This window comes from Agrobacterium sp. NPDC058088 (assembly GCF_042885035.1).
Taxonomy (GTDB): Bacteria; Pseudomonadota; Alphaproteobacteria; order Rhizobiales; family Rhizobiaceae; genus Agrobacterium.
In genome coordinates, this window is record NZ_JBHVSU010000004.1 from 192,259 (window position 1) to 211,290 (window position 19,032).

Sequence of the window (19,032 nt, forward strand, 5' to 3'; positions counted from 1 at the left end):
AGGCGGGGTGTATCGAATGATACGGCAGGGCCGAAGTGCATTGCGCACGACCGTTATCCCTGTGCTTCTTGTCCGTTTCAAAATGGACCACACAAAGGCAGGAAATTGAAAACTTGGCTGCACTTGATAGGAAAATCGAAAATAAAAAATCCGGCGAGATTGCTCCCGCCGGACCTGCATCCATTAATGCGTCTTCGTTAGATGGTCTTCGCGAAAGCGACGGCCGTGTCCGACATGCGGTTGGAGAAGCCCCACTCGTTGTCGTACCAGGACAGAACGCGTACGAAATTGCCTTCCATGACCTTGGTCTGGTCGTTGGCGAAGATCGACGAATGGCTGTCGTGGTTGAAGTCGCGGGAAACCAGCGGCTCGTCCGTGTAGCCGAGGATGCCCTTCAGCTTGCCGTCGGCAGCGGATTTGATCGCTTCGTTGATTTCCGCAACCGTGGTGGCGCGCTTGGCAATGAACTTGAAGTCCACGACCGAAACGTTCGGGGTCGGAACGCGGATCGACGTGCCGTCCAGCTTGCCCTTGAGGTGCGGCAGAACGAGGCCAACGGCCTTGGCAGCGCCGGTCGACGTCGGGATCATGGAAAGGGCTGCGGCGCGGGCGCGGTACAGATCCTTGTGCATGGTGTCCAGCGTCGGCTGGTCGCCCGTGTAGGAGTGGATCGTGGTCATGAAGCCATGATCGATGCCAACGACGTCATCGAGAACCTTTACGACCGGCACGAGGCAGTTGGTGGTGCAGGAGGCGTTGGAAATGACCAGGTGATCCTTGGTCAGCTGGTCGTCGTTGACGCCGAAGACGACCGTGAGGTCAGCGCCGTCAGCAGGTGCCGAGACGATGACGCGCTTGGCGCCGGCCGTCAGGTGGGCAGCGGCCTTGTCGCGGGCGGTGAAGATACCGGTGCATTCAAGCGCGATGTCGACGCCGAGTTCCTTGTGCGGCAGCGTTGCCGGATCGCGAACGGCCGTGACCTTGATCGGCTTGCCGCCGCCAACGATGATCGTGTCGCCTTCGACCTTTACCTCGGCAGGGAACTTGCCGTGGATCGAATCGTAGCGCAGCAGGTGGGCGTTGGTTTCAACCGGGCCGAGGTCGTTGATGGCAACAACTTCGATATCGGTGCGGCCGGATTCGACGATGGCGCGCAGAACATTGCGGCCGATGCGGCCGAAGCCGTTAATGGCAACTTTAACAGTCATTTACAGTCTCCCGAACAAAAATGGGCGTGGTCTTTGCTGAGTGGTAAGGGCTTTTGAAGCCCTTACGCAAGTTTTGCCTCGACTGCGGCGACAACGGCTTCCGCCGTGATGCCGAAGTGCTTGAAGAGATCCTTTGCCGGGGCCGACGCGCCGAAGGAATGCATGCCGACGAATGCGCCATCGTTACCGATGAAGTAATCCCAGCCCTGGCGAATGGCGGCTTCGACCGCGATCTTCACCGGAGCCTTGCCGATGATGGCGTTGCGATAGGTCTCCGGCTGTTCCTTGAAGAGTTCGAAGCAGGGAACGGAAACGACGCGGGCGGACACGCCCTTGTCCTTCAGCGTTGCGGCGGCCTTCAGGGCCACTTCGACTTCTGAACCGGAAGCGAAGATCGAAACCTTGGCGTCGCTGGCGGATACGAGTTCGTAGGCACCGTAAGCAGAGAGGTTCTTTTCTTCATATTCCTTGCGCGAAGGAGCGAGGTTTTGGCGGGTGAGGGCCAGGGCAGACGGACGATGCTTCTGTTCCAGCGCCAGCTGCCAGCATTCCGCCGTCTCGGTTTCATCCGCCGGGCGGAAGACGAGCAGGTTCGGAATGGCGCGAAGCGCAGCGATCTGCTCGACCGGCTGGTGGGTCGGGCCGTCTTCGCCAACGCCGATGGAGTCATGCGTCAGAACGTGGACGACGCGGATGCCCATGAGGGCAGCCAGACGGATCGATGGACGGCAATAATCCGAGAAGATCAGGAAGCCGCCGGCATAGGGAATGAGACCGCCATGGAGTGCGATACCGTTCATGGCTGCTGCCATGCCGTGTTCGCGGATGCCGTAGTGCAGGTAACGGCCGGAAAAATCCGTCGGGGTGATGGACTTCATCTGGCTGGTCTTGGTGTTGTTGGACGGCGTCAGGTCGGCAGAGCCGCCAATCATTTCCGGCAGGATGCCGTTGATGACTTCAAGCGAGTCTTCCGAGGCCTTGCGGGTCGCAACGGTCGGGTTGTTTTCGATGATCTTCTTCTTGAAGGCGTCAATGGAGCTGTCGAAGTTGCCGGGCAGGTCGCCGGCGAAACGGCGCTTGAACTCGGCCTTTTTGCCAGCTTCAGCGGCTTCGAGACGGGCTTCCCAGTCCTGGCGGGTCTTGGTGGAGCGCAGGCCGGCCAGACGCCATGCGTCGAGCACGTCTTCCGGGATGACGAAGGCTTCGGCTTCCCAGTTCAGGCTCTTGCGCGCAGCGGCGATTTCTTCCGCGCCGAGCGGGTTGCCGTGCACCTTGTGGGTGCCCTGCTTGTTCGGCGCGCCGAAACCGATGACGGTCTTGCAGGCGATGAAGGTCGGGCGGTCGGACTTGTGTGCGGCCTCGATTGCGGCGGCAATCGCATCCGGATCATGGCCATCGACGCGAATGGTGTTCCAGTGAACGGCCTGGAAGCGGGCGATCTGGTCGGTGCTGTCGGAAAGACCAACTTCACCGTCGATGGTGATGTTGTTGTCATCCCAGAACAGAACGAGCTTGTTGAGCTTCAGATGGCCGGCAAGCGCGATGGCTTCGTGGCTGATGCCTTCCATGAGGCAGCCGTCGCCGCACAGCACATAGGTAAAGTGGCTCTGCAGGTCGGAACCGAACTCTTCTTCCAGCTTGCGTTCGGCGATCGCCATGCCGACGGCGTTGGCGATGCCCTGGCCGAGCGGACCGGTGGTGGTTTCAATGCCGGTGGCATGACCGTATTCGGGATGGCCGGCGGTCTTGGAGCCGAACTGACGGAAACGCTTGATCTCGTCGATCGTCATGTCCTCGTAGCCCGTCAAATACAGCAGCGAGTAAAGCAGCATCGAACCGTGACCTGCCGACAGCACGAAGCGGTCGCGGTCCGCCCAGAGCGGCGCCTTCGGGTCGAATTTCAGGTAACGGGTGAAGAGAACGGTGGCGACATCGGCGGCGCCCATCGGCAGTCCGGGATGGCCGGAATTGGCCTTCTCCACTGCATCCATGGCAAGAAAGCGGATCGCATTGGCCATCCGGTTGTGTTTGTCGCGAGAAATCATGGCTTTTCCGTCTGTTCCGGGTGAAAGGAGATAGTTTTACGCAACTATCCAAAAAGCGGGTTGATCCATAGCAGGTGAGGCAGGCAAGTCAATAAATCCACGGGCAATTGCGGTTCGCCGAGGGATAAAAATCGTTTAGAAAATCGGCTGTCCCGATAAAATTCGTGCGATGGAGGCCGGTGCTTCTTCGTTCATCCACAGAGCAAAACGCCTCAATGCACTGGTTTGATTGACGGGATGGTAAATCGGGTAATAACCTCGTGATTGTTGGAATGGCCTGAAACCGGACGATTCGGCCGGTGGCGTGCGAGTTGGAAAAAACGATGTCGGCTGACAAGACCGTACAATCTGCGCTGACGGAGCTGAATGCTGCCATCACAAATCTCGAAAATGCCATCGATATGCGTATCGAACGGCAAAGGGAGACGGGCGAGATCGATAACGAGGTCAAGCGGGTCCATGTCGACCGCGCCAGGCTCGCACACGAGCTTGATCAGGCCGAGTTTCGCGCCAACCGTCTTGAAGAAGTCAATCGCGAGGTTTCCCGCCGGCTGGTAACGGCCATGGAGACGATCCGCGCGGTGCTGGATCGATAGGAGCGGTTTCATGGCGCAAGTCACTGTTATGATCGACGGCAAGGCCTATCGCATGGCATGCGAGGCGGGGCAGGAAGACCACCTGACCGATCTTGCCACCCGTTTCGATCGTTATGTCGGGCATCTCAAGAGCCAGTTCGGAGAAATCGGCGACCTGAGACTGACCGTCATGGCCGGCATCATGGTGATGGACGAGCTTTCCGAACTCAACCGCAAGATCGAGCGGATGGAGGGCGAGGTTGCGTCCCTTTCCCGCAACCGTGACGGCATGGCCGAACACAAGGCGAAATCGGATGAAATGGTGGCTGTCGCCATCGGTGATCTGGCCGACAGGCTGAACGGCATTACCGAAAAACTGCTAGCGCGCCCCAAACCTGCGACCCATTGATCGGGCGAACTTTCCACGCCGGCAAAATTCGCTATCCGCCCTCTGGCGGTTTCGTCCAATCCGTCCTATATCTTACATGCGTTCTGCGCTTCCCGACAGGAACCACAATCCCTGGGGCCATACTCGATCCAAAGGGAGCTGTCCCTGGCCAGTCCCGTGGGGCTGGACACACGGTGCCCACCTACTTTTGTAGGCACCCAGGATCGTAAATCTCCATCGGTCGCCGTGGATCGCGCTTGAAGTTTTGGGTTAACCCCGGTTCTTCACCTAGTTATTTTATCGTCGACAGTTATTTTTCACTACTGCCGGGCATGGCTTTTTTATAGCGCTGTCATTGCAATGGCGGAACAATTGCCTATTATTCGAATTGGTATGTCTGTCATGCCCTTTTATACGAGGGGTCCTGCGGTCAAAACCGCGACGTGCCGTTCAACAGCCCAAAGAGCTAAACTTGTTTACTGAAATTATGATCGTGGTCCTGCTCACCGTATTGAACGGTGTGCTTGCCATGTCCGAGCTTGCCGTTGTCTCCTCCAGACCGGCGAGGCTCAAGGTGCTTGCCGCGCAGGGCAGCAGGGGCGCCACCATGGCGCTTGGCCTTTCCGAAAATCCCGGACGGTTCCTTTCCACGGTGCAGATCGGCATCACGCTGGTCGGCGTTCTGTCCGGTGCGTTTTCCGGCGCCACGCTCGGTGCCCGGTTCACCGCATGGCTTATGGAGCAGGGCGTTCACGACCGTGCCGCAGATGCAATCGGTGTCGGCTCGGTCGTCATTGCCATCACTTATCTCTCGCTGATTGTCGGCGAGCTGGTGCCCAAGCAGATCGCTCTGCGCGATCCTGAAAAGATTGCCGCCCGTGTCGCGCCAACCATGGTGATGCTTTCGCGGGTCGGCGCGCCGCTGGTGTGGCTGCTGGATAAATCCGGTAAGGTCGTTCTCGCCCTCCTTGGCCATAGCGGTGAGTCCAACGCCTCGGTGACGGACGATGAAATCCGCACTGTTCTCGCCGAGGCCCATAGTGCCGGCGTCATCGAAACCGAGGAATCGGCGATGATCACCAGCGTCATGCGTCTTGCCGACCGCAATGCCCGTGGCCTGATGACTCCGCGTCGCGATGTGGAAGTTGTCGATATCGAAGACAGCGCCGAGGAAATCCGTGAGCAGCTCCGCCAGACACAGCGCTCGCGCCTGCCGGTGCGCAACGGTGCTTCGGATGAAATTCTGGGCGTGCTTTTCGCCAAGGACGCCTTCGATGCTCTGGCCTCCGGCAAGGAGCTGGATGTCCGTGAGCTTCTGCGCGAGGTTCCCGTTGTCTCGGATCTGACGAGCGCGGTGGATGTCATCCAGTCGCTACGACGTTCCACCGTGCACATGGTGCTGGTCTATGACGAATACGGTCATTTCGAAGGTATCGTCAGCTCCGGCGACGTTCTTGAGGCCATCACCGGCGCCTTCCAGGAAGACAATGACGAAGAACCTGCTATGGTCGAGCGCGACGACGGTTCGTTCCTCGTCGCCGGCTGGATGCCGGCCGATGAATTCGCCTATCGCATGGGATTCCAGATCGACGAGGATGCCGAGTTCGAGACCGTTGCCGGTCTGGTGCTCGACGAATTCCGCCGCCTGCCGGAGCTGGGTGAACATGTCACCCGTAATGGCTGGCGTTTCGAAGTCATCGACCTCGATGGCCACCGTATCGACAAGGTGCTTGTGAGCCGGGCCGCCTGATGCAGGGCGATGCGGCGGAAAAAGCAAGGTTGCGCGGTGAAAGGCTCGCCGCGCGCGATGCCCTGACGCAAGCCGAGCGGCAGCAGAAGAGCTTGTCAATGACGATGTACGGTGCCTCCGGCATTCCCTTTCCGCCAGGCACCGTCATTTCCGGTTTCATGCCCATCCGTTCAGAGGCTGATACAAGGCCGCTGATGGAGGCATTGCGTGCACGGGGCGGGCGTCTCGCCCTTCCCGTGGTGCTGGACCGGGAAACCATCGTTTTTCGGGCCTTCGAAGCGGATACGCCACTGGTGAAGACCGGTTTCGGCACGACCGGCCCGGGCGAGGATGCGGACGTTGTTGATCCGGACATTCTGCTTGTGCCCCTTTCCGTCTTTGATGGCGCGGGGCAGCGCGTCGGTTATGGTGCGGGTCACTATGACCGCGCCATTGCGAGATTACACGCCAAGGGCCGTCAGCCCGTCCTCATAGGCGTCGCCTTTGATTGTCAGGAAGTGCCATCCGTCCCGGCGGAGCCGCATGATGTGCCGCTCCACGCCATTCTGACGGAAAGCGGTCTACGCTGGTTTTCTGCCCCGTCATCGATCTCCGATGGTGGGCAAAAGGCGCTTTAGCACTTTTTAAAAGATGGATTACCCGCTAGAGGGGACGGAATTTTTAAAACATGCGCAAGATCGGGGCGGGTGAATGAGGCTTCTTTTTCTCGGAGACATGGTTGGCAAGACCGGACGCACGGCTGTCTGGGAGCGATTGCCTGGGCTGATTTCCGATCTGAAGCTCGATTTCGTCATCGTCAACGGTGAAAACGCCGCTGGCGGTTTCGGTATTACAGAGGATATCTATCTCGAAACCATCAATGCCGGTGCCGATGTGGTGACGACAGGCAACCATGTCTGGGATCAGAAGGAGGCTGTCTCCTTCTGCGAGCGCCACGACCAGTTCCTGCGGCCGGCGAATTATCCCGAGGGTACGCCCGGTAAGGGCTCGGGCATGTTCTATGCCCGCAATGGTGCACGTATCCTCGTCGCCAACATCATGGGCCGGGTGTTTATGCATCCGGAATTGGACGATCCCTTCAAGTCGGCGGAAACAATTCTTGCCGCCTGCCCGCTGAAGGAACAGGCCGACGCCATCATCTTCGATTTCCATGCCGAGGCGACCAGCGAAAAGCAGTGTTTCGGCCATTTCGTCGATGGCCGTGCGAGCTTTGTCGTCGGCACCCACACCCATGTCCCGACGGCCGACGCGCAGATATTGAATGGCGGCACGGCCTATATGTCTGACGCTGGCATGTGCGGGGACTATGACAGTTCGCTTGGCATGGAGAAGGAAGAGCCGATCAACCGCTTCATTTCCAAAATGCCGAAAGGCCGCTTCGAGGCAGCGAGCGGGCCCGCGACGATCTGCGGCGTTGGCGTTGAAATTTCCGACCGTACCGGGCTTGCCGAAAAGATTGCGCCGCTGCGTATCGGCCCGCGGCTTTCGGAAACGCTGCCTTCCTTCTGGGCGTAACTTCTGCGGTAAGCGTTCACAATGACGAGAGTCTGAGCTTTCCGACCTTCTTGTAACTGGACGCCTCGCAAAACCTGCCTCATCCTCTCAACCTTCGCAAGTTCAGGGGAGTGGCATGATGCTGCGCGTGCTAATGCTTGCAATGACAGGGCTGATCGCCTGTGCGGGAGCCGCCTTTTCCCAGTCGGCAAGCCGGCCACCCGTCAGCCAGTGCCAGGCGATTGCCCGAAATATTCCCGGGGTCATGTTCGCGAGCTTCAATACGCCTGGCGTCCAGCTGGCGCAGGCGGCGGCTAAGAAGGAAGAGGTGAAGATCAGCTTCATCGGCCATTCCACCTACCTCATCGAAAGTCCTGATGGCGTGACGATCGCCACCGACTATAACGGCGTCTACCGTCCGACCGTCACGCCGACCGTCGTAACGATGAACCGGGCGCATTCCACCCATTTCACCCTCAGTCCCGACCCGGCGATTCAATATGTGCTGCATGGCTGGAGTGACACGCCAGGGGAAAAGGCCGAGCACAGGGTGCTGGTAGGCGATGTCTATATTCGCAATGTTGCGACCGATATCCGCAACCGCTGGGGCGATTACGAATCCTTCCAGGAAAACGGCAATTCCATCTTCATCTTCGAAGTGGCGGGGCTTTGCATCGGCCACCTCGGTCATCTGCACCATGAGTTGACGGACACGCATTATGCCGAAATAGGCCGCCTGGATGTGTTGATGGTGCCGGTGGATGGCGGTCTGACCATGGGGGTAGACAGCATGAGCAGGGTGGTAAAACGCCTGCGCTCCGCGCTGATCCTGCCGATGCATCGGACCGGGCCGCCGCTTGAGCAGTTTCTGACGATGTTCGGGAAGAGTTTTCAGATCGCCTATGCTACGGAGCCGGTGATCCGTGTCTCGATGAGAAACCTTCCCCGCCAGCCGCAGATACTGGTGCCGAAAGGCATGTAGCTTGTGGCGGGCGGGGAAGGCCGGGGGAGCTGTTAATCAGGCAAAGGTGAGGTGCTGTCGCACGCCGACATCAGGCGTCTTGTCATCCGACATATTCGCCTTGGCGATTTCCCAGCCGAATTTCAGCGTGCTGTCGGTCGAGGCCCAGATGTCGGCATCATCGACGTGAAGCGCCAGCATGGTCAGCTGCGGATCGCTTTTGCCGTGCTCGTACCAGGCGGCGGTGACGGAATTCCAGTATTCGTCGATCTTCGCCCGGTCATCACGCGCCTCCAGAATGCCGGAGAGGCAGGCGTGATAATCATGGTCCTTGCCGACGAGGCAGAAGTGCGCCCGTGAGCCTGACTTCAGCGACTTTACGAGATCGGTATCCTTTTTGGAAAAAAACCAGATGGTGTTGGTCTTCGGGTCAGCATGGGGTGCCATGGGCTGCATGTGGTTATGCAGGCCTTCCAGACCGAGCATGCCGGCATGGACGGAATTGATCTCGTCCCAGAGCTGGCGGGCTGGGGCTTCTCTTGCTTCAGTCAGGCTGACCATATGTTTTCTCCTTCCGGTTTCTTTTGCTGCGACGGAGAGAAATCCATGCCCTCATTTGCCGCGTTCATGGTCAAAACGAGGAGCGGTTAAATCAGTTCCTTCTGTTGTTGCGGCAATAGAAAGTGCTTGCGGGCTTGAATGGCGCGCCTATCGCACTTATAAGGCCCGCAATCTCCAAATTAAGACAATCGGGTTTTCCATGGCTGGTCATTCACAGTTCAAGAACATCATGCACCGCAAGGGCAAGCAGGACTCCGTTCGGTCCAAAATGTTTTCCAAGCTTGCGCGTGAAATCACCGTTGCGGCGAAGGCGGGCATGCCCGACCCGGCCATGAACGCGCGCCTGCGTTTGGCAATCCAGAACGCCAAGGCTCAGTCCATGCCGAAGGACAATATCGAGCGCGCCATCAAAAAGGCTTCCGGTGCAGACAGCGAAAACTACGATGAGGTCCGTTATGAGGGTTACGGTCCGGGCGGCGTTGCTGTCGTTGTCGAAGCCCTGACCGACAACCGCAACCGCACAGCTTCTAACGTGCGCTCCATCTTCACCAAGGCTGGCGGCGCACTCGGCGAAACCGGTTCAGTGTCCTTCTCCTTCGATCGCGTTGGCGAAATCACCTATAAGGCCGAAGTCGGCGATGCCGATAAGGTTATGGAAGCGGCCATTGAAGCGGGTGCTGACGATGTCGAATCGTCCGAAGACGGCCACACCATCATCTGCGGTTTCGAAGCGATGAATGAAGTTTCCAAGGCGCTGGAAGGCGTGCTCGGCGAAGCTGAAAGCGTCAAGGCCATCTGGAAGCCGCAGAACACGGTGCCGGTGGATGAAGAAAAGGCGCAGTCGCTGATGAAGCTCATCGACAATCTCGAAGACGATGACGACGTGCAGAGCGTCTATTCCAACTTCGAGTTTTCCGAGGAGATTCTCGCCAAGCTTTCCGCCTGACGTTTCATGTTTCAAAAAAGCCCCGGCAGCAATCCGCTCCGGGGCTTTTTGTTTAGGCGGCCTTCTTTATGGAGGTTCGCACATCGGCAAAAATTTCCACGGAACGAAGCCGCTTTTCGATGTCGTGGATCGGCATCGAGACGATCAGCTCATCCGCCTGGGTTTCCGCAAGGAACCCGTCAAGGTGGCGCTCGATCGTTTGGGGTGAACCAACGGCGGCGAAACGTAGCGTGTGTTCGACCGAGAAACGTTCCATCTCGTTCCAGTAATCGTCCATGCTGTGCACCGGTTTCGGAAACGGCGTGCGCACATTGCGGCGCAAATTGACGAATTGCTGCTGCGATGAGGTGAAGAGATGCTGCGCCTCCTCATCCGTCTCAGCGCCGACACCCATGACGCCGACCATCACATAGGGCTTATCCAGCACCTCGGAAGGCTGGAAACGCTCGCGATAGATATGGATTGCCTCCATCAGCATGTCAGGAGCGAAATGCGAGGCGAAGGAATAGGGCAGGCCGAGCGCTGCGGCGAGGTGCGCACTGTAGGTGCTTGAGCCGAGCAGCCAGATCGGCACGTTTGAATTCATGCCCGGCACGGCGAGGATCGCCTGATCCGGCTGTGGTTGGCCAAGGTAACGCTGGAGTTCGACGATGTCGTGCGGGAAGTTTTCCGCGCCGGCATCCAGGTTGCGGCGAAGCGCCCGCGCCGTGCGCATGTCGGTTCCGGGGGCCCGGCCAAGACCGAGATCAACGCGGCCGGGCAGAAGGGCTGCGAGCGTGCCGAACTGCTCGGCAATGACCAGCGGCGAGTGGTTGGGCAGCATGATGCCGCCCGAACCGACGCGGATATGTTTCGTGGCGGCACCCACATGGGCGATGACAAGCGAGGTTGCGGCGCTGGCAATGCCAGGCATACCGTGATGTTCCGCCAGCCAGATGCGGTTATAGCCGTGTTCTTCAGCCTTGATCGCCATGCGGCGGGAATTTTCAAGCGCCGCGCTGACGCTCTCGCCTTCGCCGATCGGCGAAAGGTCGAGAATGGAAAAGGGGATCATCGGACGCTCCTGCGGAAATTAAGTCGTTTCTGCGGATGTAAGACAGATGTCTCGATTTACCAGAGAAGTCGCGTAGAATTGAAGGATGGTTCAAAAAAATTGGGGCCTCCGAAGAGGCCCCGATTTTTGCCAGGCTGCTTGCAGCTTAACTGGCGCGCCTGAATTGGCTGCCGCCGCGAGACGTTGCCGCCTCATTCGCTGAGGCCAGTGCGAATTGTCCAAGCCTGCCGTCCATCTCACCAGCCTCGGAAGCGAGGTTATGAATGGCCGCCGTCGTTTCTTCCACCATCGCTGCGTTCTGCTGGGTCATCGTATCAAGGCTGGCCACGGTGCTGTTGATTTCAGAAAGCGTGTGCGCTTCCTCGCGGGTCGATTCCATGATCTCTTCAATGCGCGTGCTGATGGTCTGCACGTGCTTGCCGATGCCGGTGAGCGAAGCGCCTGCCTTTTCCACCAGCGCCACGCCGGCGGAAACCTCGTCAGTGGAGCGTTTCAGCAGGCTGGTGATTTCCTTTGCGGCGGCGGCTGAACGCTGAGCCAGTTCGCGTACCTCCTGCGCCACGACGGCAAAACCCTTGCCCGCGTCGCCGGCCCGCGCGGCTTCCACACCGGCGTTCAAGGCAAGGAGGTTGGTCTGGAAGGCGATTTCGTCGATAACGCCGATAATCTGGTTGATCTGGCGCGATGAGGTCTGGATCGCCTCCATGGCGGCGATTGTCTGTTCCATCACGCGGCTGGATGCGGTTGCTTCCGTGCTCGCGTCACGGGCGATCCGCGTTGCCTGCTCGGCGCGCTCGATCTGGTCGCGAACGGCCTCGGTAATCGCCTTGATGGCGCTGGCCGTTTCGGTAATGGAAGCCGCCTGCCGTTCGGTGCGTTCCGCCAGCTGATCGGCCCCCACCCGCATTTCCTCGGAGCCGCCACGAACGGCAGCGGAGTTGCCGCCAATCGCCTGCATTGTCTCGCTGAGCCGGGCAAGTGCCGTATTGAAGTTATGGCGCAGGCTTTCCAGATCTTCGGGGAAGACGGTGTTTATGCGATAGGCGAGATTGCCATTTGCCAGCCGGTCGAGCCCTTCATCCAGAGATCGCACGACCATCTGCAAGGTGCCGGCCTCGGCCTCTCGCTCGGCAAGATGCGCTCGCCGCGCCATTTCGGCTTCTTCCCGTGTGCGTGAAGCAGTCTCTTCCATTTCCCGTTGAAGGATCAGTTTTTCTCGGAAACTACCGAGCGCCCGTGCCATTCGGCCGATCTCGTCCTTCCGGTCCTGATTGCCGATTTCGGCATCGAGACGGCCCGCTGCCACTTCGCCGGTCAGCCCGGCAAGTTTTTCCAGCGGAGCAAAAAGGCGCCGCGCAAAGAAGGCCGTTGCCAAGCACATGGCGGCAAGAACGCAGAGGCCGATCACGGCAAGCGTGCCGGCGATCGAGATGGAGCCGGCATTCAACTCGCTGCGCAACATGCTTTCCACCGCAAGATATTTTTCGCCGGCGAAAGAGAAGGGGCGGGCATAGGCATTGGCCTCCCCATCGGCGCGGTCGATCGTGGCGACGGTCATGCCTGTCGCGTTCAGCGCCTGCCCCTGGAAATCATAAATTGCCGGATCGAGGCTGACGAGTTTGGTACCATCCACGCCGAGAACCTTGCCATCGGCGGAAATGATCGCGGACTGTTCGGAACTGCCCGCCGAGACACCCTTCGTCAAAATCTGGCTGAAGACTTCTTCCTTCACGCGGAAGAGGACGATGCCCTTGAATGCGCCGAACTTGACGACCGGGACGCCGAAATAGATGCCGGCTTCTTTTGTGGCGGCATCGATGCGCAGGCCGGAAAAACTGGTCTGTGCCACATCGTTGACCGCTTTTTCAGCATTCGCTGCGCCGCGCGCGAAGGCCGAGCCAAGGCCGCTTTCCGTCCAGACGCCAGACGTTACCGTTTCCCCGAAAGCCGGGCCCTTGAGATAGGAATAATAGACCGCCCCGGCGGGATCGATGAAGAGGACGTCGCTGAACGGGGTTCCCTTCAGATAACCGGCTATATCCGTCTGGGTCTTTTCATGGGTGGAATAATAAAAGCCGCTTGGATTTTCCGGCTTGATTAGCTTTTCCTTTTCGCCGAAGGGATTTTCCTTGACGAAGACGCGTTGTAGTTCCGCCTTTGCGTCGCCGGAATTCTTCTGCACGGTGCCCCAGCCGCTGCGCATGGAGACAACCGCCATCTGCAGGGATTCGATCTTGGCGATGGAATCCGCCTGTGTCTTCAGCTGCTCGAGGCGCTCCTGAAGCATGTCGCCGCGGAAGACGAGGATGCTTTCCATGGATTTCGACGCCTGCTCTTCAAGAACGCGGCTGCTGCTCTGATAGCCGAGAAGTGTCAGTGCCCCGGTTGAGATTGCCATCAGCGCCAGGAAAATGACGAGCACCTTGGTGGATATCGAATGAAAACGGTTCAGCATGGCTGATGCAGCCCCCAATGCCGGATCAGTTCCTGCGCCATGCATGAATGGCGCCATTGGACGGCTGATGTGGCGAACATATTGTGCTGCGGCTCATCATGTCCGCAGCTCCCCATTTTGTTTTTGTGCGCGAACAATGCGGTACGCGGTTTAAGCAGAGGTAAATGCTGCACTGCAAATTTGATGAATGTTGTCGTTTTGTTCACTTATCGCTGGCAGGGTCGCAACCGGAAAGATAAGGTAGCTCATGCAAAAGACGATTCGAATCATCGGCATCGACCCCGGGTTGCGGCGCACCGGCTGGGGTGTCATCGACACCCTCGGCAACAGCCTCAGGTTCGTTGCTTCCGGCACGGTGACCTCGGATGGCGATATGGACCTCGCCTCCCGGCTTTGCCAGCTGCATGACGGGCTGGCGGAAATCGTACACAGCCATCAGCCCGACGAGGCGGCCGTGGAGCAGACTTTCGTCAACAAGGATGCGGTTGCGACCCTGAAACTTGGCCAGGCACGCGGCATCGCCATGCTGGTGCCGGCACGCGCTGGGTTGCCGGTTTTCGAATATGCGCCGAATGCGGTCAAGAAGGCCGTCATCGGTGTTGGACACGGTGAAAAGCAGCAAATTCACATGATGTTGAAAATCCTGATGCCGAAGGCCGAATTCAAGGGTAACGATGCAGCGGACGCGCTCGCCATCGCCATCTGCCACGCCCATAATCGCGGCGGTGACAGGATGCGGCGGCTCCTGGCGGCCGGTTGAATATAATGTCTCATTGAGCAGGCGGCATCATGATCGGAAAACTCAAAGGCAGCATCGAGGAAATCGGCACGGATTACGTGCTGGTGGACGTGCATGGCGTCTGTTACGTCGCCTATTGTTCGGCGCGCACCCTGTCGAAAATCGGCTCCGTGGGCGAGGCGGTGGTGCTTTTCATCGAGACCTATGTGCGTGAAGATCAGCTGAAGCTCTTCGGCTTTCTTTCGGCGCTGGAGCGGGAGTGGTTCAATCTTCTGCAGAGCGTGCAGGGGGTCGGCTCCAAAGTGGCGCTTGCCGTCCTGTCGACGCTCTCGCCTTCGGAACTCGCCAACGCCATTGCACTACAGGACAAGGTAATGATTTCGCGTGCGCCCGGCGTAGGGCCGAAAGTGGCAGTGCGCCTTGTGACCGAGCTTCGTAACAAGGCGCCCGCCTTTGCCGGAGATGCCTCTGCCTCCATCGGCCTCAAGCAGGAACTTGGGGAGGGTGTCGCCTCCGCGCCGGTGGCCGATGCCGTTTCCGCGCTCACGAATCTCGGCTATTCGCGCGATCAGGCAGCCAATGCGGTTGCCGCCGCGCTGAAGAATGGCGGAGAGGGGGGTGACAGCGCCAAGCTCATCCGGCTCGGGCTGAAGGAGCTTTCGCGGTAAGGTTTGCCTGTCAATCGGGCGAGGCACCATACCCATGCTGAATTTCGTGAAGCGCGTCGTTGCGATAGTCATGATATAGCGGCGGTCACCTGATGAATTCGACTAGAACAATGGAATGCCCTGAATGAGCGATGCGGACAGATTGATTACTCCGGAAAAGCGCGGCGAGGATATCGACACCACGCTGCGCCCGCAGTCGCTGGATGATTTCACAGGCCAGGCCGAAGCTCGCGCCAATCTCAAGGTGTTTATCGAGGCCGCCAAGAATCGTGGCGAGGCGCTTGATCATGTGCTGTTCGTTGGCCCGCCCGGCCTTGGCAAGACGACACTGGCACAGATCATGGCCAAGGAACTCGGCGTGAACTTCAAGTCCACGTCCGGGCCCGTCATTGCCAAAGCGGGTGATCTCGCAGCCCTTCTCACCAATCTTGAGGAGCGCGACGTGCTCTTCATCGATGAAATCCACCGGCTCAACCCGGCGGTGGAGGAAATCCTCTATCCGGCCATGGAGGATTTCCAGCTCGATCTGATCATCGGTGATGGACCGGCAGCGCGCTCGGTGAAGATCGATCTCTCCAAATTCACGCTTGTGGCCGCCACCACCCGTCTCGGCCTGCTGACGACGCCGCTTCGCGACCGTTTCGGCATTCCCGTTCGGTTGGCTTTCTACACCGTCGACGAACTTGAGCTGATCGTGCGGCGCGGCGCGCGGCTGATGGGTCTCAACATGACGGACGAGGGTGCACGCGAGGTGGCGCGGCGCGCGCGCGGCACACCGCGCATTGCCGGGAGGCTTCTGCGCCGCGTGCGGGATTTCGCCGAAGTGGCACGGGCGCCAGCCGTCACCCGCGAGATCGCCGACGAGGCTTTGACGCGGCTTCTGGTCGACAATATGGGCCTCGATCAGCTGGACATGCGGTATCTCACCATGATCGCCGTCAATTTCGGCGGCGGTCCTGTCGGCATCGAAACCATTGCAGCTGGCCTTTCGGAGCCGCGCGATGCCATCGAGGACATTATCGAGCCCTATATGATCCAGCAGGGCTTCATCCAGCGCACGCCGCGCGGGCGTATCCTGACCGCGACAGCTTGGAAGCATTTGGGCATGCAACCGCCGAAGGATCTCGAAGCGGCGCAGTTTCGGCTGACGCTGGAGGATGATTGAGGGAACAAAGCAGACTTGCCGGCTTTGACTGTCTTTGAGACGGAGATGATCATGTCGGCATATCGCAAGGGTACAAAGGTTCGCTGGAAATGGGGCAATGGAACCGGCGAAGGAAAAATCATCGAGACCTTCACGGAAGATGTGGAGAAGACGATTTCCGGCTCCAAGATAAAACGCAAGGCAAGCAACGACGAACCCGCCTATCTCATCGAACAGAGCGATGGTGCGAGGGTTCTGAAGAGCAGATCCGAGCTTGAACACGCCGATTGAAAGGCGTCCATAAAAGGGAAGCCCATGCCTTACGATCCGTTGCGGGTTTTCCGCAAACTCGCTCGCAATAACCGGCTGGCTAATTTCAGGCTGCATAAGGCCTGTCTTGAGCTTTCGCAGGATGATCTCGTCGCGCACCGAGTGAGTTTCTTCCCCACGCTCAGGGCAACGCTCAATCATATCTACATTGTCGACCGGTTTTATATCGATGCCCTTCAGGGCGGCACGCTTGGTTATGCCGCTTTTGTTGATGACGAACCCTTTGCCACAATGGCGGGGCTGCACGAGGCGCAGGTGGCGCTTGATGAGGTGTTGATTGCCTTTGTCGATGGGCTTGATGAAGACGGTCTTGCTGCGATCGTTGATATCCATCGTGGCACGCGTATTCAGCAGGACCGCTGCGACGATGTCCTGTCACATCTCTTCCAGCATCAGACACACCATCGCGGGCAAGCGCATGCGATGTTGTCGGGAACACCTGTCAAGCCGCCGCAACTGGATGAATTCATTGTGGGAGATGATGCAAAAGCGAGAAAAGACGACATGGATGCGTTAGGGTGGATGGAAAACGATTTGATGTTCCCAGCCCGCAGGCCAGTACCATGACGCACGATAGCAAGCAGGACACCCGCATCCGCATGAAATTCAAGCCGAAGCGCATCTTCCAGATGCGTGTTGCAGGGCTGGCGTTTCGCGATGGCCATGTGCTGGTGCACCGGGCAACGCATGAAAAATTCTGGACCTTTCCGGGTGGCCGCGCCGAGATGGGCGAACGTTCCGACGAAACGCTGGCGCGTGAAATGGTCGAGGAACTTGGCGTCGAGGCTAAGGTCGGACGGCTCCTCTGGGCAGTGGAGAATTTTTTCCACTACGAGGGCAAGGACTGGCACGAACTCGGATTTTATTACCTGATGGATTTGCCGGACACACTCGCATTTCATCCCTGTGACATCATCCACCGCGTTCAGGACGGCGATAACGAGCTTGAGTTCCGCTGGGTCGCGGCAACTCGGCAGGCATTGACGGAGCTCGATATTCCGCCCTATTTCATCGCCGACGAAATTGAGAACCTGCCGAAGGCCACAAGACATCTCGTCTGGCATGATGGCGATCTGGACGATAAATGACCTCTGCGCCTGAACGCCACATGATCCGGCTGGACCGGAAACCGCAGCTTTTCAGCATGCGGGTTGCGGCGCTGATTTTCCAGAATGATCATCTTCTCGTTCACCAAGGTCGTTCCCCGGCGACCGAAATTCTCAAGGAGACACTATGAGCGGGCTCGTGGTTTCGCTTTCAGGCGATCTCATCGAACATGGCCACCGCCTGACCCAGCGGGTCTATTATGAGGATACGGATTTTTCCGGTCTCGTTTATCATGCGCGTTATCTGCATTTTCTCGAGCGTGGCCGCACCGATTACCTGCGTTGCCTCGGCTGCGAACAAAGCGCGCTTCTGACCGCCGATGAGGAGGGTCTGGTCTTCGTTGTTCACCGCATGGAGATCGATTTCAAGAGCCCGGCGCGGATGGATGACGTCTTGACCATCACCACCGTCACCGAAAAGGCGGGCGGCGCGAAAATGGTGCTCAATCAGGAAATCCGGCGCGGTGAAACGCTGCTAGTCGCCGCCAAGGTCATCATCGCCGTCATCAATGCCAATGGTCGGCCAAGGCGCCTTCCGGAGACGGTGGCGGAAAAATTCCTGAAGTAATTGACGGGCCCATTCAGTAAATCCAACCGGCGTGGCCCAGCTGTAACACTCCTTTAACCATAATGGTGTCTTACTTTAGCAACTGGCATTTGTGCGGCGCACGCCTTCCTTTCACCAAATTTATTGGCAAGTAAGGCTTACTGGCAAGTATCGGGGTATGGCAAAGGGGTTAACGGCTGCGGCCGCATAGCTTCGAGCGTTAACACGCGTTTGAATCGCCCGGTCCCGTACCGGGCGTTTGGATTCGGGGATTGGATATTTATGGAACAGGCAGGTTTGGCAGCGGCGACGCACGATGTAAGTCTCTGGGCGCTGTTTATGCAGGCGGGCTTCATCGTGAAGTTCGTGATGATCGGACTTATCGCCGCCTCGGTCTGGACGTGGGCGATCGTCTTCGACAAATATGTGAGCTTCGGCAAGGCAAAGCGCCAGTTCGATCAGTTCGAACAGGTGTTCTGGTCCGGCCAGTCGCTTGAGGAGCTTTATCGCACGCTCGCGGAACGCCAGAATGGTGGTCTTGCAGCGATTTTTGTTTCCGCCATGCGGGAATGGAAAAAATCCTTCGAACGCGGCGCGCGTTCGCCCATCGGTCTGCAGATGCGTATCGACCGGGCAATGGATGTGACGATCGCGCGCGAAGGCGAACAATATGAGGCGCGTCTCGGTTCGCTGGCGACGATCGGCTCTGCCGGTCCCTTCATCGGCCTTTTCGGCACGGTCGTTGGTATCATGACCTCGTTCCAGGCGATTGCCGGTTCGAAGTCGACCAACCTTGCCGTCGTGGCGCCGGGTATCGCCGAAGCGCTTCTGGCGACGGCTATCGGCCTCGTCGCGGCTATTCCGGCGGTTATCGCCTACAACAAGTTTACGGCCGACGCGCACAAGCTTTCCGCCCGTATGGAAGGTTTCGCCGACGAGTTCTCTGCGATCCTGTCGCGCCAGATCGATGAAAAACTTCAGACACGGCAGGCCGCCCAGTAAGCGGCCACGACTGAAATGCCGTTGAGTGATTTGCCGCAAGGCAAAATGGAGTAGATGAT

The 19,032-nt window shown here is 58.6% G+C and carries 20 protein-coding genes, 1 other RNA gene and 1 pseudogene; 17 read left to right on the top strand and 5 right to left on the bottom strand.

Annotated features, from left to right (window positions below; translation table 11 throughout):
* Nucleotides 1-197: 197 nt before the first annotated feature.
* Both gap and tkt read right to left on the bottom strand, forming a co-directional pair.
* Nucleotides 198-1,208 (bottom strand): type I glyceraldehyde-3-phosphate dehydrogenase, encoded by a 1,011-nt coding sequence (gene gap, locus ACFVTJ_RS14040; protein WP_269710747.1) that lies wholly within the window; start codon nucleotides 1,206-1,208, stop codon nucleotides 198-200.
* A 62-nt stretch (nucleotides 1,209-1,270) separates the two neighbouring features.
* Complete coding sequence (gene tkt / locus ACFVTJ_RS14045) at nucleotides 1,271-3,253, bottom strand: transketolase (protein WP_386908330.1); 1,983 nt, start codon at nucleotides 3,251-3,253, stop codon at nucleotides 1,271-1,273.
* A gap of 323 nt (nucleotides 3,254-3,576) precedes the next feature.
* Between tkt and ACFVTJ_RS14050 the strand changes: the two genes are divergently transcribed.
* The 7 genes from ACFVTJ_RS14050 (at nucleotide 3,577) to ACFVTJ_RS14080 (ending at nucleotide 8,442) form a co-directional block, all read left to right on the top strand.
* Nucleotides 3,577-3,849, top strand: a complete 273-nt coding sequence (locus ACFVTJ_RS14050) for a DUF4164 domain-containing protein (RefSeq protein ID WP_035263131.1) — start codon at nucleotides 3,577-3,579, stop codon at nucleotides 3,847-3,849.
* 10 nt (nucleotides 3,850-3,859) lie between these two features.
* Nucleotides 3,860-4,237, top strand: a complete 378-nt coding sequence (locus ACFVTJ_RS14055; RefSeq protein ID WP_386908332.1) for a cell division protein ZapA — start codon at nucleotides 3,860-3,862, stop codon at nucleotides 4,235-4,237.
* 77 nt (nucleotides 4,238-4,314) lie between these two features.
* Nucleotides 4,315-4,473, top strand: a non-coding RNA gene (gene ssrS / locus ACFVTJ_RS14060) — 6S RNA.
* A 230-nt stretch (nucleotides 4,474-4,703) separates the two neighbouring features.
* Nucleotides 4,704-5,966 (top strand): hemolysin family protein, encoded by a 1,263-nt coding sequence (locus ACFVTJ_RS14065; protein WP_386908661.1) that lies wholly within the window; start codon nucleotides 4,704-4,706, stop codon nucleotides 5,964-5,966.
* Nucleotides 5,966-6,583, top strand: coding sequence for a 5-formyltetrahydrofolate cyclo-ligase (locus ACFVTJ_RS14070; protein WP_386908334.1), 618 nt, complete (start codon nucleotides 5,966-5,968; stop codon nucleotides 6,581-6,583). The genes ACFVTJ_RS14065 and ACFVTJ_RS14070 overlap by 1 nt, the downstream gene beginning before the upstream one ends.
* Nucleotides 6,584-6,656: 73 nt before the next feature.
* Nucleotides 6,657-7,481: a TIGR00282 family metallophosphoesterase gene (locus ACFVTJ_RS14075; RefSeq protein WP_386908335.1), complete on the top strand. Its 825-nt coding sequence runs from the start codon at nucleotides 6,657-6,659 to the stop codon at nucleotides 7,479-7,481.
* 115 nt (nucleotides 7,482-7,596) lie between these two features.
* Entirely contained in the window at nucleotides 7,597-8,442 is an 846-nt protein-coding gene (locus tag ACFVTJ_RS14080) for an MBL fold metallo-hydrolase (protein WP_386908338.1), read from the top strand.
* A gap of 36 nt (nucleotides 8,443-8,478) precedes the next feature.
* Here the strand turns inward: ACFVTJ_RS14080 and ACFVTJ_RS14085 are convergent, their stop codons facing one another.
* A complete protein-coding gene (locus ACFVTJ_RS14085) occupies nucleotides 8,479-8,982 on the bottom strand; it encodes a pyridoxamine 5'-phosphate oxidase family protein (protein ID WP_386908340.1) in 504 nt (167 codons plus the stop codon).
* Nucleotides 8,983-9,181: 199 nt separating this feature from the next.
* Between ACFVTJ_RS14085 and ACFVTJ_RS14090 the strand changes: the two genes are divergently transcribed.
* Nucleotides 9,182-9,928 (top strand): YebC/PmpR family DNA-binding transcriptional regulator, encoded by a 747-nt coding sequence (locus ACFVTJ_RS14090; protein WP_386908342.1) that lies wholly within the window; start codon nucleotides 9,182-9,184, stop codon nucleotides 9,926-9,928.
* Nucleotides 9,929-9,980: 52 nt separating this feature from the next.
* Here ACFVTJ_RS14090 and ACFVTJ_RS14095 read toward each other — a convergent pair whose 3' ends face one another.
* Nucleotides 9,981-10,982, bottom strand: coding sequence for an LLM class flavin-dependent oxidoreductase (locus ACFVTJ_RS14095; RefSeq protein WP_386908344.1), 1,002 nt, complete (start codon nucleotides 10,980-10,982; stop codon nucleotides 9,981-9,983).
* A 145-nt stretch (nucleotides 10,983-11,127) separates the two neighbouring features.
* On the bottom strand, nucleotides 11,128-13,437 hold the full coding sequence (locus ACFVTJ_RS14100; RefSeq protein ID WP_386908346.1) for a methyl-accepting chemotaxis protein: 2,310 nt from the start codon (nucleotides 13,435-13,437) through the stop codon (nucleotides 11,128-11,130).
* Nucleotides 13,438-13,684: 247 nt separating this feature from the next.
* Between ACFVTJ_RS14100 and ruvC the strand changes: the two genes are divergently transcribed.
* The 9 genes and pseudogenes from ruvC to tolQ all read left to right on the top strand — a co-directional run bounded on the left by ruvC (nucleotide 13,685) and on the right by tolQ (nucleotide 18,973).
* The gene (gene ruvC / locus ACFVTJ_RS14105) at nucleotides 13,685-14,197 is read left to right on the top strand and encodes a crossover junction endodeoxyribonuclease RuvC (RefSeq protein ID WP_004445748.1); all 513 of its coding nucleotides are present in this window, start codon (nucleotides 13,685-13,687) and stop codon (nucleotides 14,195-14,197) included.
* Between the two features lie 29 nt (nucleotides 14,198-14,226).
* Entirely contained in the window at nucleotides 14,227-14,844 is a 618-nt protein-coding gene (gene ruvA, locus ACFVTJ_RS14110; RefSeq protein ID WP_386908349.1) for a Holliday junction branch migration protein RuvA, read from the top strand.
* A gap of 124 nt (nucleotides 14,845-14,968) precedes the next feature.
* Entirely contained in the window at nucleotides 14,969-16,009 is a 1,041-nt protein-coding gene (gene ruvB / locus ACFVTJ_RS14115) for a Holliday junction branch migration DNA helicase RuvB (RefSeq protein ID WP_386908350.1), read from the top strand.
* Between the two features lie 51 nt (nucleotides 16,010-16,060).
* Entirely contained in the window at nucleotides 16,061-16,279 is a 219-nt protein-coding gene (locus ACFVTJ_RS14120) for a DUF2945 domain-containing protein (protein ID WP_386908352.1), read from the top strand.
* Between the two features lie 24 nt (nucleotides 16,280-16,303).
* The gene (locus ACFVTJ_RS14125) at nucleotides 16,304-16,885 is read left to right on the top strand and encodes a DinB family protein (RefSeq protein ID WP_386908354.1); all 582 of its coding nucleotides are present in this window, start codon (nucleotides 16,304-16,306) and stop codon (nucleotides 16,883-16,885) included.
* Nucleotides 16,882-17,406: an NUDIX hydrolase gene (locus ACFVTJ_RS14130; protein ID WP_386908355.1), complete on the top strand. Its 525-nt coding sequence runs from the start codon at nucleotides 16,882-16,884 to the stop codon at nucleotides 17,404-17,406. The genes ACFVTJ_RS14125 and ACFVTJ_RS14130 overlap by 4 nt, the downstream gene beginning before the upstream one ends.
* Nucleotides 17,403-17,516 (top strand): annotated as a pseudogene (locus ACFVTJ_RS14135) (DNA mismatch repair protein MutT); the annotation flags it as partial. The gene ACFVTJ_RS14130 and the pseudogene ACFVTJ_RS14135, both read left to right, overlap by 4 nt.
* Nucleotides 17,517-17,551: 35 nt before the next feature.
* The gene (gene ybgC / locus ACFVTJ_RS14140) at nucleotides 17,552-17,992 is read left to right on the top strand and encodes a tol-pal system-associated acyl-CoA thioesterase (protein WP_386908357.1); all 441 of its coding nucleotides are present in this window, start codon (nucleotides 17,552-17,554) and stop codon (nucleotides 17,990-17,992) included.
* 261 nt (nucleotides 17,993-18,253) lie between these two features.
* Complete coding sequence (gene tolQ / locus ACFVTJ_RS14145; RefSeq protein WP_386908358.1) at nucleotides 18,254-18,973, top strand: protein TolQ; 720 nt, start codon at nucleotides 18,254-18,256, stop codon at nucleotides 18,971-18,973.
* Nucleotides 18,974-19,032 lie beyond the last annotated feature (59 nt).